Raw genomic sequence first — 14623 nt, forward strand, 5'->3', positions numbered from 1 at the left:
CTGGTGTGACGGCTTTGAAAAAAACTGTCGCATAACTTATAAGTTATGCGACGGCTCATTCGGGTAACGACCGGTAGAGAACGACCCGAAACAGTCATTAACCAACATTTGAGTTCCGCGCCCTGCGGATAGGCGCGAAGGGTTGGTCTTTAGTTTGTTAGATATGTTGCCAAGCTATTCATGCGCGAGTAAAACGATGGTTTTAGTTATATTTGGTTCGCCGCTGCTTCCCCTAATTACTAGCCTCTTCGAGACTTGAGATAGCATGAAAGGGATCGCTATACGTTTCATTACCCCTTCCTTACCTCCTCTTATTACCACAGTATAGTCGTCATTAACTTCAGAGAGAGTGCAGAGTATCCCTTTGACCTTACCATTCGAACCTTTCCAAACAATCAGAAAGTCATGAAAATTGGCCATAGCACTAGCTCCATTAGCAGAGGGGCTAAGCAGATAGCATAGTAGGGGATCCGGCAGCGCAACGAGGCGGATCTAGTTTCTACAGCCAGTCGACCGCTTTGCGGTCCTCACTACCGGCAGCAACCACCTCTAACTGCAGGTGATCGTCGTAGGGTCGGAAATATAGAGTTTGTGGAGCTAAATCGACTCCAGTTTCTTACCCTGGTTCGATCGGCTGCTTCTGGCCGGTTTCTGCCAGTTCACACCGGCAGCTTTGGGTCGGATAGCGACGGCAAACATCGACCGTCACTATGGATGGTTCATTCACGATGGATGTCGCCGTCGAACGTAATGCTCTTTGTCATCCGCAGTTTCAAATAATCCTCGTTGTAAGCAGTCCGAACTCTCTTAGATGTCTCGCTCTCCTCTGGAAGATCAGTTTTCGCGATAAACTCAGCTCTATACGAAATTCCTGAAGATGATGAGAGTGAGGTGCTGGATCGAACGAAAATTGCGCAGGTAATTGTTTCTCCCGGGCTGATGAAGCCTACAGAACATATCTCACTTTTCAAATTCGAAGATTTTTGGAGTGGTTTCGAAGGCCCGAAATTCTGTACAGGTATTAGCGAAACAGACAGTGTCGGTTGCGCCACCCGTATAGCTCGCTTTCCGGAGTTTGTAAGAGAAAAATTTGCCCATATATATCGATCCTGCCATGAAACATCAGGTAGCATTTTCACTTGTAGATTAGGAGCCAACGTGTCGACTAACTCATCCATAAGTATCACTCGCTCTAAACTTTGGCGCTCGAGTTGAAGGCTTTCGGTCATTTTTCGTGTAGGGTCTTGGATTTTTTCTATTGTCGCATTTGAAAGTTTTATTTGAGACTTTATTTGATCCAGGTTCGCGCTAAGAGCGGAAGTGTTGGCTTGTGTCTCCAAAAGCTTTTTCTCAAGAAGTCGCTGATTTCGCTTGCTTTCCTCGATTAATTGAAGTGTAAGTTGGCGCGATTCTTCTTGTATATTTACTGCTGGCCTATCTACTAGGATGTAGTGCATTGATGTACCGATAACTACTGAAAGCAAGGTAATCCATTGAACGAGTTTTTCGTGTCGAGCGTACCAAGGTTGATTGCTATCTATTTGGTCGCTTTTATCTAACATTTTGACTCCGTGATCCTTATAATTGACACTTTTCCAAGTCGGTGAATGGCTGAGATCTGCCATGGTCAACTTCCTACTGTGTGCGTCACCAAGTGTCGTGGATGGCGCAGGGAACCAGTACAGGAATGTTGTCTTGAGATCAGATTAGCACTTGGATTACGCGCGAGCGTTAAAGGGACTAGCTGTACTTTAGTCAAGCAAAATGACTTGCGCGCAGAGAGTAATCCTTTTTAAGAGGTAAATCGGCGCCTGTAAGGACCGCTTTTGGTCGAAAGCGACTTTTCTCGACAGGCTGCAATTGGCCGATTTCTGCCTGTCGTCAAGGGCTGCAATTGGCCGATTCTGTTGAAAAAGTCGGATTTTCAGTTCGCCTGAACTCAGGCACGGCTACCCCCGGAGAACCTACTCACCACATTGAGTGGTTTCTCGGCCCTTCGCTGACCTTTGCTGCTCTGTTATTGGGTTAGTTTGAGGGTTTTTGCTTAGTGCAGGCGCACCTATCCCGTGACCGGTGGCCCTTGAGATGTAACTTTGGCCAGCCGTTGCAGGTTCTGCACCGCGGCGGCCAGCGTGAACTCATCGGTCGCGCCACTCATGCCACGTAGTCGCAAGCGATCCAATTTCAGGATGCGCTTGAGGTGGGCAAACAACATTTCGACCTTTTTACGTTCGTGGCGAGAGCGCTGATACGCCGGCGTTGCTGCAATGCGCCGAGCCACATCACGAGCGGCTTCATGGACGCTGCGAGCGATCTTGCGGAACGCAGTGTTCGGGCAGCACTTGGCTTTCATCGGACAGGAAACGCAGTCGGTCTGCCGGGATCGGAAGATGATGGTGTTGGCTTTGGTGACGTGCGAACGCTAATTCTTGAAGGCGCGCCATTCGCTGCGCAAGGCATTGCCGGCTGGGCAGCGGTATTCCTCAGTTTCCTCATTCCAGTGGAAATCGTTGCTCGATAAACTGTCGTTCTTGCGCTCCGTTTTGTCCCATACCGGCACATGCGGCTCGATGTCTTTTCCTCCACCATCCAGGCCAGCATCGGCGCGGTTCCGTAAGCGGTGTCGCCAATAAGGCGTTCCGGCTTGATGTCGAACTGCGCCTCGACCCGGTCGATCATGATCTTGGTGCTCTCGACCTCGGCCGTGCGATGAGCCGGTGTGGGTTCCACATCCACGATGACACCGTGCTCGGTATCGATCAGATAATTCGTGGAGTAAGCGTAGAACGCTGGGCCACCTGGAGCTGCGGTCCAGCGGGCTTGAGGATCAGTCAGCGACAGGCGCTTCGGTAGCGTTTCGGCCAGAGCCTCTTCATCGAGTGCCTCAAGATACTCACGCACGGCGCGGGTGCTCAGGGCCGGATCGCTCCAGTTGACCTGTTCATCGCCCGGTACACCGCGCTGCCGGCTGGCATCCGCTTTGATGATGCTGGCGTCCACGGCAAAGCCTTCGCCTTTGACCAGACCTGCGTCCATGCAGCGACGCAGCACTTCATTGAACAACCAGCGAAACAGATCACTGTCCCGAAAACGGCCGTGTCGATTTTTGGAAAACGTCGAGTGATTGGGTACTTCATCTTCAAGGCTCAACCGGCAGAACCAGCGATACGCCAGGTTCAAATGGGCCTCTTCGCACAACCGCCGCTCGGAGCGGATGCCATAGCAGTAGCCCACGACCAGCATGCGGATCATCAGTTCAGGATCAATTGAAGGGCGCCCAATCGGGCTATAGAAATCAGCGAGGTAATGGCGCCGGTCGCTCAGATCGAGACACCGATCAATGCTGCGCAGAAGGTGATTGGCTGGGATGTGATCTTCAAGGTTGAAGGAGTAAAACAGTCGCTCCTGCCCACTCGATAACTGTCCCATCATGCTGTGTGATCCCCCTCCGGCCAATGAAGAGATTTTGCCGGAGGTCGGCCAGGGGAGCTACTTTTTCAACAGAATCGGCCGACTGCTGCCTGTCGAGAAGAAAGGCGAGGTAAATATCACTGCTTCTGATCTACGGTCATCTCCTTCCAACTGTCATCCGGATCAAAACGCTTCATCGACTGCGCCAGTTTTTCACCGTCAGGTCCCAGGTCTTTTTCAAACACTTGTCCGTCATGACTGATCATGAAGCTCATCACCCCGGTGTCGTCGTATTTTGCTGGCCAGGCGATCAGTGCAAAGCCACGGCTCATTTTGTCACCGATGAGGTAGCTATAGGCGCCGCCAGGTGCAGAGGGCCCTTGACCCTCAAGGATGCGGAAGTGGTAGCCATGCCAATCGTCACCGGCTTTGGTTTTGCCGAACAGGGGACCTAACGGGCTGATTTGGCCGCTATCGTCGTCCGCCCAATAGAGCCCGTCGTGCTGACCGGGTGTGCTGAAGATTTTTTGCGCATATTCGAGTGCGCCGTCACCGTCACGATCCACTGACGCATAGTCCATCTGGGCGTCGTGGTAGGCCAACACCGATTGCACCGTGGCGAGTTCGTTGCTGCCAATTCGACGTGCGCGGACTTCGGCGCTACCGGCCTTGATGTCGAAGCGCCAACCGTTCGCGGCTTTTATCATGGGGATCGGCAGTGTCCAATGCTCACTGCCGACTGACAGGACCGCCTTGCGGTCGCTGGGTTTTTCGATGCTGTGTTGCTCGCGGTAGAGCTTCAAAAACGCATCCACATCACTGCGCTGCACGCCACCTCGGGGGATGAAGTTGCGCCAGTCATCACCCAACAGCTCTGTCAGGCGTGCCTGGTCGGCGTGTTCCGTACCCAGTGCCTGGACGAACGCTTGAGCGGCCTTTTCGGGCGTTGGAAATGCCTGCTGTGCCGTAGCAATGCATGACCATGCCAAGCCGGCAGCGATCGCCAGGACATGAGGGAGCAAGTCCATGAGCGGCTTCACTCGAAGATGGTTTTTCACCGACGGCCCCCTCTTTGTCGCATGGGTGGACTGGACGGCCTGCTGATTTGCTGGCCGGCAGATCGCGCGGCACTGGGGCGCAGGGCGGATGCCTGGCTGGCCCGACCACGGTCGGCTTGTGCGTTGGTCTGGGACGGTGAGCGCGCGCCGGCGAAGGCGTTGTTGCGGGCACTGCCCGGACTGGCGGACGGTCGTGTTTGTGTGCCCTGGCGCGCCTGCGAGGACTCCGGTCTGCGCTGATTGGTCTGAGCGGTCTGTTTCCCGGGCTGCTGATTGTCCCGAGTGTTTCTGGCAGTGCCCTGGCTCCTGTCAGACGCCTTCGGTCTGTCCGCACCTGCTTGCATCCGATTACCGGTCGTGGCTCCGGACTGCGCCTTGCGCGCTTGATCACGGGCCTGGCGATTGGTGGTGGCGGGTCGTTCAATACCGGCCCTGTCCATGGAACCACGGGCTTTTTCTCGAGCCTGGGCTCGTTGGGCATTGTCACCTCGAAAGGCCTCACGCTGATTGGCACCGTTCAGTTGACGGCCGTACTGTTCACGGCTCCTGTTGTCACGGTAGGGAACGCCATCACGATGAGCGGCGTTGTGCTGCCACTTGTTCTGATTATTGGTGATTTGGTTGTTGCGATTGATGTTGTTGTAGCGGTTGACGTCGATGTCGACATCGTTATTGCCCCAGTCACAATTACCCCACAACGAGGCGACGACAGCCACACCGGTACCAAACGCCAGCCCGGCCATCAATGCCGAGCCGGGGTAATAGGCTGGCGGCGGTGGATAGTACATGGGCGGCGACGCAGGATAGGGCCAGGTGCCGTAGGTTGTTGTCGGGTTATAACTGGGTACGTACACGACCTGCGGATCGGAGGGTTGAATGATGATGGTGGAGCTGCTGGCAGGAGCAGGGGCAGTTGCGGGAGCTGCGGAAGCTTTAGGTGCCGGTGCCGTCACGTTCTGAACCGTCACGTTCTGATATTGGTTGCTCTGGAGGTTGCCGGCTGCTTGCGCCTGACGACGCAAGCGTTGCACGCCCACCATGACATCGTCGGGTTGCGCCAGGAAGGCATCGCCCAGGCGCTGTACCCATACGGGATCCTGTCCCAACGTTGCCAGGACCTGCGGGAAGGCGACCAGCGCCTGGACGCTCGGATCCCAAGTCTGGCTCGCCACTTGTTTGACCGCATCATCGCCCTTGGCATCCGGATGCGCTTTCGACCAGGTTACCGCCTCGGCGATTTCCCCCGGGTACGTGGTGGCCATCAGTACCTGTGCCAGCAGTGGGTCCGGGTAAAGCGCAATGGGAGCGAGCATTTGATCCAGCTGCTCCTGAGTAAACACGGCATCTTTGCCCGCGACAGCCGCCGTCACGGGCGCTGTCGCGGCAGCATTTGCAGGCGCATCCAACGGCTGCGCCAAGCCTGAAAATCCACTTAGCAACAGTACAGCCGACACCGCGTAAAAAATGAAATACGCATCGCCTCACCCCCGTGTGGTCAGGCAGGTCTGGAATGACTGGATCAATGTCAGGAATCGAGCGCAGACAACCTCGATGCCATCTACTCATGGTAGCAAACATATTTTGTCGCTATGAATTAAGCAGCATTTTTCGAGTGGTCAGCACTGGGACGACCCTTGGCAAACCAATGTGACGGCAGGGGGCCTGGTCTCGAATTACCGAAGGTGGGAGAAGTTGGCGTCGATGATGGTTTGTATTATTTCCAGCGACCCATTGATAGCGAATTGAGCGCCCATGCACACGAGCAGGAACCCCATCAGGCGTGATATCGCATCAATCCCTGACTGCCCTGTCAGTCTCATGATTATTCCTGAACCGCGTAAACATGCCCAAAGAATAATGGACGTCAACAAGAAAATTAACGGAGGGGCTGTCAATAACACCCAGGCTGGAAATAACGTACTGTTTTTAATAGTCGCGGCGGAACTTATAATCATCGCGATTGTTCCTGGCCCAGCAGTACTGGGCATGGCTAACGGGATGAAGGCAAAACTGGTTTGTTCTTTTATGTTGCTGGAAGAGGAGGGCGCAAGAGGCGGCGGAAAGAGCATCTTCAAACCCATTATAATAAGAATCCCGCCACCTGCCATACGCAAGCCCGGTATGGAAATATTAAAAGCATCCATGACCAACTCACCGATGTAATAGGTAATCGTCATAACAAGAAAGACATAGAATGATGTCAAAATGCTTGTTTGTTTTTTTCCTTTTGACTAAGCCCTTTGCTCAAGGCGAGAAACAGCGCCACGGTCGTAGGAGGGTTGGTCAATGGCAGCAAAGCCAACAATCCAAGTGCGATAGCGTTAAATAAATCCGTCATGGCGAAACGTCCTGAATGTTTATCGGTACTCTCCATTCAAGTGTCAGCTTTGGATTGCTTGAATGGGCCTCGGTTTCGATATCACATCAATTCGAGGCCTGTGCTTGTCAGCCTGAATTGTCAACGTGAGGTTTTGACATTCATTACTTCGGTGTAAATGGCGTTGATCGTCTGACCCACCTGGAGCTTCTTCATTCGGGCCTGGAGCTTGGGGTCCTCGACCTTCAGGACTGTCACTTCTCCTTCTGGCGGAAGCAAGGTTACTTCGTGCTTTTTCAAGTCAATGTGAGTGATCTTCGAAGTGACCTTGACCCGGCGAACCGCCTCGCCGCCCGGATTAGGATTGTTCTTGTTGGCGCGGATGGTCATTGATTCGTTGCTGACGCCTGGCGCACCGTCGACATCGGTGTCGAGCACGTAGGCGACTGAGCGAATAACGTGAATATCGACCGTGTCGCCGACTTTCAAATTGTGCAGGGCTTTGGCTTTGTCCGTGAGTTGGATGGACACCGGACTTTTATCGGGGCCTTCTATGGTGACCTGATAATTCGCCGGATCAACGGCCACTACCCGCGAAACGACGTGACCTTCCATAGAATGACTACCTAATGGCACATCGGCTGCACGGGCGGTAAAGCCGGCGGTGGACAGGAACGAGGCAAGGGCAACGATACAGGTAAGGGAACGGATCGGTTTCATAGGCCTGCTTTCCATGTGATGGCTGACAGAACAGTGCGCCGGATCTCGGGTCAGCGCGCTTTGCGCACACGCCAAAGCATAGTCATTGATTGCTGATGTGCCCGATCACAGTGTCGATATAAGTGGCTTGGGCCTTTTCGTTAGTTCCATTCCGATCAGCAGGTTGGAGTTGAGCTTGATGTCCGGGCTTATTTCCCATTCTCTGTGGGTGAATTCACCGCCGACGAGATTCACGGAATGAACGCGTTCCGCGGGGGTCAATGGCTATGACCCTCTCGGACAATTGTTATGTCTATTGCCTCATTAAAGTTACTTGCGCATTTTCATCCACGCGCGTTGGCCCGCGAGCGAGGATAGACACCCCATGACCGACAACTCTCGTCAGACCGATTACCAGAGCCGCGAATATCCGGTTCGTGAAGATATGACGCATCAGGTCAAAGTCTGGCGATTCGAACGATGGGGGTCACTAGGATGGATGTGCTGGATTCAGCGCTGATGGCGGCACGAGCGCAGTTCGCGATCACCATCAGTTTTCATATTGTGCTGGCCGCATTCACCCTCGGGTTGGCCAATTTTCTGATGGTCCTGGAAGGTCTCTGGCTATGGCGCGGCCAAAAAATCTATCTGGATGTTTACCTTTACTGGCTTAAAGTGTTCGCCCTCAACGTGGCGGTGGGCACGGCTTCTGGTCTGATTCTGGAGTACCAGTTCGGGCTCAACTGGTCGCGGCTGTCGACCCAGGCTGGCGATATCCTGGGCCCGTTAATGTTTTACGAAGTACTCGCCGCTTTTTTTCTGGAGGCTGGCTTCCTGGGCATCATGCTGTTTGGCCTGAAGAAGGTCGGTCCCCGTATTCATTTCTTCGCTACCTGCGCGGTAGCACTCGGCTCGTTGATCAGTGCATTCTGGATTCTGTCGGCCAATTCCTGGATGCAGACTCCCGCCGGTTACGTCATAGGCGCAGATGGCCGCCTCATTGCCGAGAATTGGTGGGCGATCATTTTCAACCCGTCGTTTCCGTATCGGCTGGCCCATATGACGTTCGCCGCGTTGCTCGGCTCGGCCACCCTGGTGGCCGGTTTCAGTGCCTGGCAACTGTTGAAGGCGCCACAGAACCCGCGAGCACGCCTTCAGTTTTCCATGGCGCTGTGGACGATTGCAGTTTTCTCACCCCTGCAAATCGTGGTGGGTGACCTTCACGGTCAGCACAGCCTCAAGTTTCAGCCACAGAAGGTCGCTGCCATCGAGGCCTCGTGGACGCGACCCGTTGAAGGTGCGGGGGAACCGCTGCGCTTGTTTGCCATTCCCGACATGGCCGAACGTCGCAATCATTGGGAAGTGGCGATTCCGCGCGTTGGTTCGCTGTACCTGCGCCACGACCTGAGCGGCACCATCGCCGCGCTTGATGAGTTTCCTGCCGAGGACATCCCGCCGGTGCCGGTGGTGTTTTTCGCTTTTCGTTTCATGGTCGGTTTGGGCCTGTTGATGATCGGGCAGGGGCTGACCAGTCTGGTGTTGCGATGGCGCCTGCGATTGTACACAGCGCGTTGGATGCTCCGAGGGTGTGTGCTGATGGCCCCAGCTGGATTTCTCGCGATGGTCAATGGTTGGGTCGTGACCGAAGTGGGTCGCCAACCCTTTACCGTCTACGGGGTGCTGCGCACAGCTGAAAGTTTGTCGTCGGTGTCGCGACAGCAGGTGCTCGGATCAACCTGGATGATCCTGGTGTTTTACCTGCTGATATTCGGCGTTGGCCTCGGGGTGCTGCTGCGAATATTACGTGAGCCACCACACAAGGACGAGACCGGGCCGCAGCCGACGCTGGCGGATGAGACAGGCAAGTCATGAGGAGTTGACTCCATGTTGGACATTGACTGGATAATTCTGCTCTCTGCCGGAGCCCTGGCGTTCTCGGTGATGAACTATGTACTGCTCGATGGCACTGATCTCGGCGTTGGGGTACTGATGGGCATTACTCGGTGTAGTCAGCATCGCCGTACCATGGCGGTGACGATCTTGCCGATCTGGGACGCCAATGAAACATGGCTCGTGCTGGGAGGTGGCGGGCTGCTGGCGCTGTTTCCGTTGGCTTACGCCATCCTGCTGCCTGCCCTTTATTTGCCTTTTATCCTGATGTTTTTGGCGTTGATTCTTCGAGCAGTTGCACTGGAGTTCCGTGACTACTCGCCCAGCGATGGAATCAAGCGCGCGGTCGATGGGTTGCTGCTGTGCGGTTCACTGCTCGCTGGCGCAACGCAGGGAATCGTATTGGGCACACTTGTACAAGGCGTACCTGATGAAGCCGGGCAATACAACGGGAATGGCATGGAGTGGCTGCAAGTGTTCCCGCTATTTTGTGGTGCCGTGCTCGTGGTGGGCTACACATGGCTGGGGGCGTGCTGGCTCTATTGGCGCACGGACGGCGAACTCCAGCGGCGATCCAGTCTTCAGGCGAAGGCGCTGGCTTTCGTAACGCTGGTGTTGTTGATCGTGTTGGTTGCCTGGACAGCGACACTGGACAGCCGATATGCGCAACGGCTTTCAGATCGGCTGGTGTGGATGCCGGCAGTGACGCTGCTCATTGTGCTTGTGGCCGGCTTTGTTCTGGGGTTTCGAAGCCGTCGTCATTCACTGCCACTGTTCGCTGCATTGGGCGTTTTCGTATTGGCGTTTGGATTGATGATCGCGGCGCTCTATCCACTGATTGTTCCGCCACATTTGACCTTGCAGGCTGCCGCCTCCAGTCCGACCAGCCAGGAGTTTATGTTGGTCGGTTTCGCCGTTCTGATTCCGGTAACGCTCATTTACAACACCTACGGCTTCAGTGTCTTCAGCGGAAAGGTTCGGGCCACGCGTGAGTGACGCGGGAGCGGTACTAGCGCGTAATCGCCGACCTGATTTCAAATGAACGCATTTCCCTGTAGGAGCGATGCTTGCTCGCGATGGACGTCAACGATAACGCGCCCTGTCTGAATGATCGCGTTGCCCAAACGTTTTTCGTCGGAACGCCGCCCGGAGCCGGCTCGCTCCTACAGTGGAGCGAGTAAATCCGTGAAATCGGCGCCTCTGGTCGGCTTTCTTGAACGCGTGGTGAATCCGCCTTATCCACTCAGAAATACCTACACGATCAGGCAGTCATGAACTCTTTCAAAAACCTGCTGACGCCCGCTCAAGAGCGAAGACTTCTTGCCCTGCAATCGTGGCATCGCGCATTCGAGAACAGGGCTCTGCGCATGAGCTGCCCAGATACCTATCATGAGGAGCTGCTTCGCCAGGCGGACGAGATGGATCGTCGAGGTATTGTTGATTGGGAGGAGTGGAGAGACCTGAGAGTCGAGGCGGATCAGGCTTACTTGCGTGCCGTTGCGGGAGAGGACTACCACACCGTTGAACCTCGTAAAACGATGTGCGAAACGTCGATTCTATCGGCTGATTCGAACATTATTTAGCGCGCACGGAGGAGCAATGAACGACCAGCTGAGGTTCGGTATAGAAGAAGAGTATTTCATCACTAACCTTGTCACCCGACAGATGCCAGGCAAGCTACCCTGCGCGGTCAGTGACAAGTGTAAAGCTGCATTGGGCCAAAGCTTTGCGTACGAGATGTTCCAGAGTCAGATCGAAGTCGCTTCGCCTGTTTTTATGAGTCCTGCGCAAGCAGCGGATTATCTTGCTAACGCGCGTGGCACATTGCAGCGCGCTCTTCAGTCTTTTGGATTGGGTTTGCTTTGCGCCGGCAGTCATCCCTTGGCGGACTGGCGTATGCAACACGCCACAGAGCAGAATCATTTTCAGCAGCTGTTCACAGATTACCAGCGCGTGGCTCGACGGAGTCTGCTATCAGGGCTGCACGTGCACGTGGAGATACCCCATCACGTGGATCGCATTCAGGTCATGAACGAGGTGCTCGCGTGGACACCCTTACTATTGGCCTTAAGTAGCTCGTCACCATTTTGGGATGGTGGTGATAGCGGATTTGCGAGCTATCGCCAGACAGCCTGTGATGAATGGCCTCGGATGGGCGTTCCGGAATTTCTTGAGAATCAACGCGCCTATGACGCCTACGTCGCGTTTTTGATTTCAACGGGCTCGATGAAAACGCCAAGCGACTGCTGGTGGGGGGTAAGGCCCTCTGCCAGGTACCCGACCCTGGAATTGCGAATGACGGACGCATGTCCGCGTGTAGATGACGCTTTAAGCATTGCCTCTTTTTTCCGATTGATGATTGCCTACGCTATCGAGCAACGTCGTCCTGGCGCGGCCTACTCGCAGAAATCCAGATGGATACTCATGGAAAATCGTTGGAGAGCAAAAAGGTCTGGAGTCTGCGCCGCGTTCCTCGTTGAAGGTTTCGACCGGCCATTTACGATTGAACAATGGCTTTTCATGGCAGAGCAGATCTTGGGGGAAACCGCTCAAGCACTGGGTGTAGAGAGTGTATTTTCTCAGCTTCGGCGAATTGTCCGCGAGGGCTCCAGTGCAGAGCGACAACGTTATGTCTTCGACGAAGCCATAGGCAGCGGACGGAGCGTCCATGCAGCACTCTCACAAGTGGTTGATCATTTACTGAGGGAAACAGCGGATACGCATCGCGCAAGTACATCCGGTCACTCGCAGTATGAGAGTCATGTTCAGACGTCGACGGAGGCGCTCGAACCCCTATCTCAAGCGAAGACTTGCTGAGAATTTAGATACTCATTCAAAAAGCTCAAGTTTAGGTACTCGTACAATAAAGGTTGTGCCGTGTCCTTGGTTCGAAATCACTTCAATGACGCCACCGTGCGATGCAACGATCTCTGAAGCGATGAATAGACCAAGGCCTAATCCTTCACTCGGCCCACGGTCGACAATCGAGTGTTGGGAAAATCGACCCATTGGATTAAAAATGAAAGGCAAGACGTCGGTCGGGATAGGCTTCCCGCTGTTATGGACAGAGAAATAGCGGCCTCCTGTGAAATTTCCAGTTTCACCACGATAGGGTGCTGGGTATCGCCGTGTTGCACCGCGTTGCTAATGATATTAGAGAACACCTGCTCCATTCGTGCACCGTCAAATTCACCGCTTACCGGCGTTTTTTCTCGAAGAGAATATCGGTACTGGGATGAAACGCCCGGATCTCCTCTGTGATGTGCTCGCACAGAGGCAACAAATCCAGGCGCTCTCTTTTTATTGGGATGCCCGGGCCCATTTGGCATCGTGTGAGATCCAACAGGTCACCGACAATCTGGCTAGCGCGCTTAACGCTGGTATAAATTTGGGAGGAGATTCTAGTTGCCTTGGTGCCAATCCCTTCCGAGCGTCGTAACACGTCTGCGCCGAGCAAAATTGCGCCCAGCGGGGTACGTAAATCATGGCCCAGAATACCTAGAAAAATGTTGCGTGATGCCTCGACTGCGCGCGAGTAGCTAGCGATGGATTCTGCTAACGCTTGGTCAATCGCTTCATGAAATCGAGTCATGTCATCCAATTCAAGTGGAGTGCCAGTGACATGTTTCGACCACTGACTGAGGACACTTGTTCTGAGGGCACGATATTCGGAAACCATTTGATCTATGGTGAAACCTGCCATAAGTCGGGTAACCGCGTGGGTTTCTGCAGGCGTTTCTGAAACGCTCGCAGGGGCATTGCCCTGTGCCTTCGCCAGCTGCTCTTGCGCCGATTGTTTCGTTCGTAAATCGAGCACGATGGCATGAAGCATTTGTTCGGCATGATCACGTAGAGCTTCGGCATCCAGCGGTGCGCCAGGTGTATCAATCGTTCGGGCAAAATCTTCCCAGGCCTGCAAGATTGGTTCAACGTTGTTGGTGATGAAGTCTGACAGTCGCATGCCGGTATTCCTGATCATGAAGGCGAATTCCAAACAGGAAAGAAACGGAAGCCGCAATGGTGAAGTAGAACACGGATACGCTGTATTGCGTCCTCACGGCTCCTTCTTAATGGTGGTTGACCGCATATCACCCCCCACTGACTTTCCAGTGTTTGACATCATCGGCGAACACCATCTGTTTCATTTCATGAGCAATGCCATAAGCCAAGGACTCATGTGCAGCGATGACTTTTTCCTCCGCAGACAGGCAGTGGAAAATATCGAGTTTAGTCACTGCGTCAGCGGTTTCCACCGTGAAGATTTGTACATAGCGCGCAAGGTCATTGTCGAGACTGGAAAGGTATTCTCGAAGCCGTTGATGGTCGACCGATTTCTGGCTGAAGTACCAGTTCATCGGATGAATCAAAAATCTGGCATGTGGTGAAGTAATTCGTCGACCTGCTGCCAGAAACATGATGACCCCCATCGACTCGATATTGCCGGCATTGATAGCACAAAGCGGTACTGGCAATGACTTCAGAAAGGTGTACAGCGTGAAGCCAAAACTGGTGCTACCTCCAGAGGTGGAGAGGTTCAGGAGCAGTGACGTGGCGCCTTGATCAATTGCCTCAAGACAGCAATCCCTAAAGCGCTCAGTCGTTGCCTGGTCGATTTGGCAGTGAAAATGCACGATGTGTTCAGTCATCGACTGACCTCCTGAGGGTGATGCGTGGAGGGCTCATGAATTGTTCAGTCTAGTAAATATCGCCCATTGGATCTGAAAAAAACCGGTGTAAGGTGCCATTGGTGGGCGGAAAAGCCGCTAGTCGAATGCCCATGTTTTCCACGGAACCAATTATCAAAATCCGCTCGTCGCAAGCTCGATGCATTCTTTCAAACTTTCTATTTTCTACGTCCTCCGAATTAGACGAGCCCAGTGCTCGTGCTAACCATGTAGAGGTGAAGAGAAATGGACAATAAAGGAACCAACAATCCAGGCAATTTTGCTAATGATCGGGACAAGGCATCCGAAGCAGGCAAGAAAGGAGGAGAAGCATCGGGTGGAAACTTTGCCAACGATCCACAACGAGCCTCTGAGGCAGGCAAAAAAGGTGGTCAGGCTTCGGGTGGACAACAATCCCAGGGTTCTGATCGCATGGCCGGCGGTGGGCAGGGTAATCGCGGCGGCGAATTCGCCGAGGATAAAGAAGATACCTCTAAACCAGGTCAAAAAGGCGGTCAGGCTTCAGGCGGGCAGCAACCCAATAAGTCCGATCAATCTACCAGCGGCGGACAAGGAAGTGGCCG

Annotated in this window: 12 protein-coding genes and 3 pseudogenes; 6 read left to right on the plus strand and 9 right to left on the minus strand. The window is 54.0% G+C overall.

All coding sequences use genetic code 11. From position 1 onward, the window contains the following. Window positions 1-719 precede the first annotated feature (719 nt). From CES87_RS26175 to CES87_RS26200, 7 genes and pseudogenes are all read right to left on the minus strand, one after another. Complete coding sequence (locus tag CES87_RS26175) at window positions 720-1625, minus strand: hypothetical protein (protein ID WP_128608386.1); 906 nt, start codon at window positions 1623-1625, stop codon at window positions 720-722. A gap of 434 nt (window positions 1626-2059) precedes the next feature. Beyond that, window positions 2060-3432, minus strand: a pseudogene (locus CES87_RS26180) (transposase). A 116-nt stretch (window positions 3433-3548) separates the two neighbouring features. Further along, window positions 3549-4439 carry a DUF2950 domain-containing protein gene (locus tag CES87_RS26185; RefSeq protein WP_128608387.1) on the minus strand — a complete coding sequence of 297 codons (891 nt, stop codon included), beginning with the start codon at window positions 4437-4439 and terminating at the stop codon, window positions 3549-3551. Window positions 4440-4465: 26 nt separating this feature from the next. Beyond that, window positions 4466-5935, minus strand: a complete 1470-nt coding sequence (locus CES87_RS26190; protein ID WP_128608388.1) for a DUF3300 domain-containing protein — start codon at window positions 5933-5935, stop codon at window positions 4466-4468. Between the two features lie 207 nt (window positions 5936-6142). Continuing rightward, window positions 6143-6646 carry a MarC family NAAT transporter gene (locus tag CES87_RS26195; RefSeq protein WP_305880256.1) on the minus strand — a complete coding sequence of 168 codons (504 nt, stop codon included), beginning with the start codon at window positions 6644-6646 and terminating at the stop codon, window positions 6143-6145. A 23-nt stretch (window positions 6647-6669) separates the two neighbouring features. Beyond that, entirely contained in the window at window positions 6670-6807 is a 138-nt protein-coding gene (locus CES87_RS34095; RefSeq protein ID WP_305880257.1) for a hypothetical protein, read from the minus strand. Window positions 6808-6927: 120 nt separating this feature from the next. Further along, window positions 6928-7506: a hypothetical protein gene (locus CES87_RS26200; protein ID WP_128608389.1), complete on the minus strand. Its 579-nt coding sequence runs from the start codon at window positions 7504-7506 to the stop codon at window positions 6928-6930. A gap of 364 nt (window positions 7507-7870) precedes the next feature. Here CES87_RS26200 and CES87_RS33640 point away from each other — a divergent pair, with 364 nt between their 5' ends. From CES87_RS33640 to CES87_RS26220, 5 genes are all read left to right on the plus strand, one after another. Continuing rightward, the gene (locus tag CES87_RS33640) at window positions 7871-8005 is read left to right on the plus strand and encodes a hypothetical protein (RefSeq protein WP_256591089.1); all 135 of its coding nucleotides are present in this window, start codon (window positions 7871-7873) and stop codon (window positions 8003-8005) included. Further along, window positions 7981-9357 (plus strand): cytochrome ubiquinol oxidase subunit I, encoded by a 1377-nt coding sequence (locus tag CES87_RS26205; RefSeq protein ID WP_128608390.1) that lies wholly within the window; start codon window positions 7981-7983, stop codon window positions 9355-9357. Before CES87_RS33640 ends, CES87_RS26205 begins: the two co-directional genes overlap by 25 nt. 12 nt (window positions 9358-9369) lie before the next feature. Beyond that, window positions 9370-10371: a cytochrome d ubiquinol oxidase subunit II gene (gene cydB, locus CES87_RS26210; protein ID WP_128608391.1), complete on the plus strand. Its 1002-nt coding sequence runs from the start codon at window positions 9370-9372 to the stop codon at window positions 10369-10371. Between the two features lie 275 nt (window positions 10372-10646). After that, on the plus strand, window positions 10647-10958 hold the full coding sequence (locus tag CES87_RS26215; RefSeq protein WP_128608392.1) for a hypothetical protein: 312 nt from the start codon (window positions 10647-10649) through the stop codon (window positions 10956-10958). A 16-nt stretch (window positions 10959-10974) separates the two neighbouring features. Further along, window positions 10975-12192, plus strand: coding sequence for a carboxylate-amine ligase (locus CES87_RS26220; RefSeq protein ID WP_128608393.1), 1218 nt, complete (start codon window positions 10975-10977; stop codon window positions 12190-12192). Window positions 12193-12204: 12 nt separating this feature from the next. Here CES87_RS26220 and CES87_RS26225 read toward each other — a convergent pair. Together CES87_RS26225 and CES87_RS26230 are read right to left on the minus strand one after the other, a co-directional pair. Further along, window positions 12205-13336: pseudogene (locus CES87_RS26225) on the minus strand (ATP-binding protein). A 127-nt stretch (window positions 13337-13463) separates the two neighbouring features. After that, window positions 13464-14021 (minus strand): ATP-dependent Clp protease proteolytic subunit, encoded by a 558-nt coding sequence (locus CES87_RS26230; protein WP_128608394.1) that lies wholly within the window; start codon window positions 14019-14021, stop codon window positions 13464-13466. Between the two features lie 264 nt (window positions 14022-14285). Between CES87_RS26230 and CES87_RS33645 the strand changes: the two are divergent. Continuing rightward, a pseudogene (locus CES87_RS33645) lies at window positions 14286-14447 on the plus strand (general stress protein); the annotation flags it as partial. Window positions 14448-14623 lie beyond the last annotated feature (176 nt).

Origin of the sequence: Pseudomonas sp. ERMR1:02, assembly GCF_002277815.1 — a bacterium.
GTDB lineage: Bacteria > Pseudomonadota > Gammaproteobacteria > Pseudomonadales > Pseudomonadaceae > Aquipseudomonas.

Coding starts and splice junctions, on each gene's coding strand:
- CES87_RS33640 (WP_256591089.1), top strand. CDS start 7,871: ATGACCGACAACTCTCGTCAGACCGATTACCAGAGCCGCGAATATCCG.
- CES87_RS26185 (WP_128608387.1), bottom strand. CDS start 4,439: ATGGACTTGCTCCCTCATGTCCTGGCGATCGCTGCCGGCTTGGCATGG.
- cydB (WP_128608391.1), top strand. CDS start 9,370: ATGTTGGACATTGACTGGATAATTCTGCTCTCTGCCGGAGCCCTGGCG.
- CES87_RS26175 (WP_128608386.1), bottom strand. CDS start 1,625: ATGGCAGATCTCAGCCATTCACCGACTTGGAAAAGTGTCAATTATAAG.
- CES87_RS26205 (WP_128608390.1), top strand. CDS start 7,981: ATGGATGTGCTGGATTCAGCGCTGATGGCGGCACGAGCGCAGTTCGCG.
- CES87_RS26200 (WP_128608389.1), bottom strand. CDS start 7,506: ATGAAACCGATCCGTTCCCTTACCTGTATCGTTGCCCTTGCCTCGTTC.
- CES87_RS26195 (WP_305880256.1), bottom strand. CDS start 6,646: ATGACGATTACCTATTACATCGGTGAGTTGGTCATGGATGCTTTTAAT.
- CES87_RS26215 (WP_128608392.1), top strand. CDS start 10,647: ATGAACTCTTTCAAAAACCTGCTGACGCCCGCTCAAGAGCGAAGACTT.
- CES87_RS34095 (WP_305880257.1), bottom strand. CDS start 6,807: ATGACGGATTTATTTAACGCTATCGCACTTGGATTGTTGGCTTTGCTG.
- CES87_RS26220 (WP_128608393.1), top strand. CDS start 10,975: ATGAACGACCAGCTGAGGTTCGGTATAGAAGAAGAGTATTTCATCACT.
- CES87_RS26230 (WP_128608394.1), bottom strand. CDS start 14,021: ATGACTGAACACATCGTGCATTTTCACTGCCAAATCGACCAGGCAACG.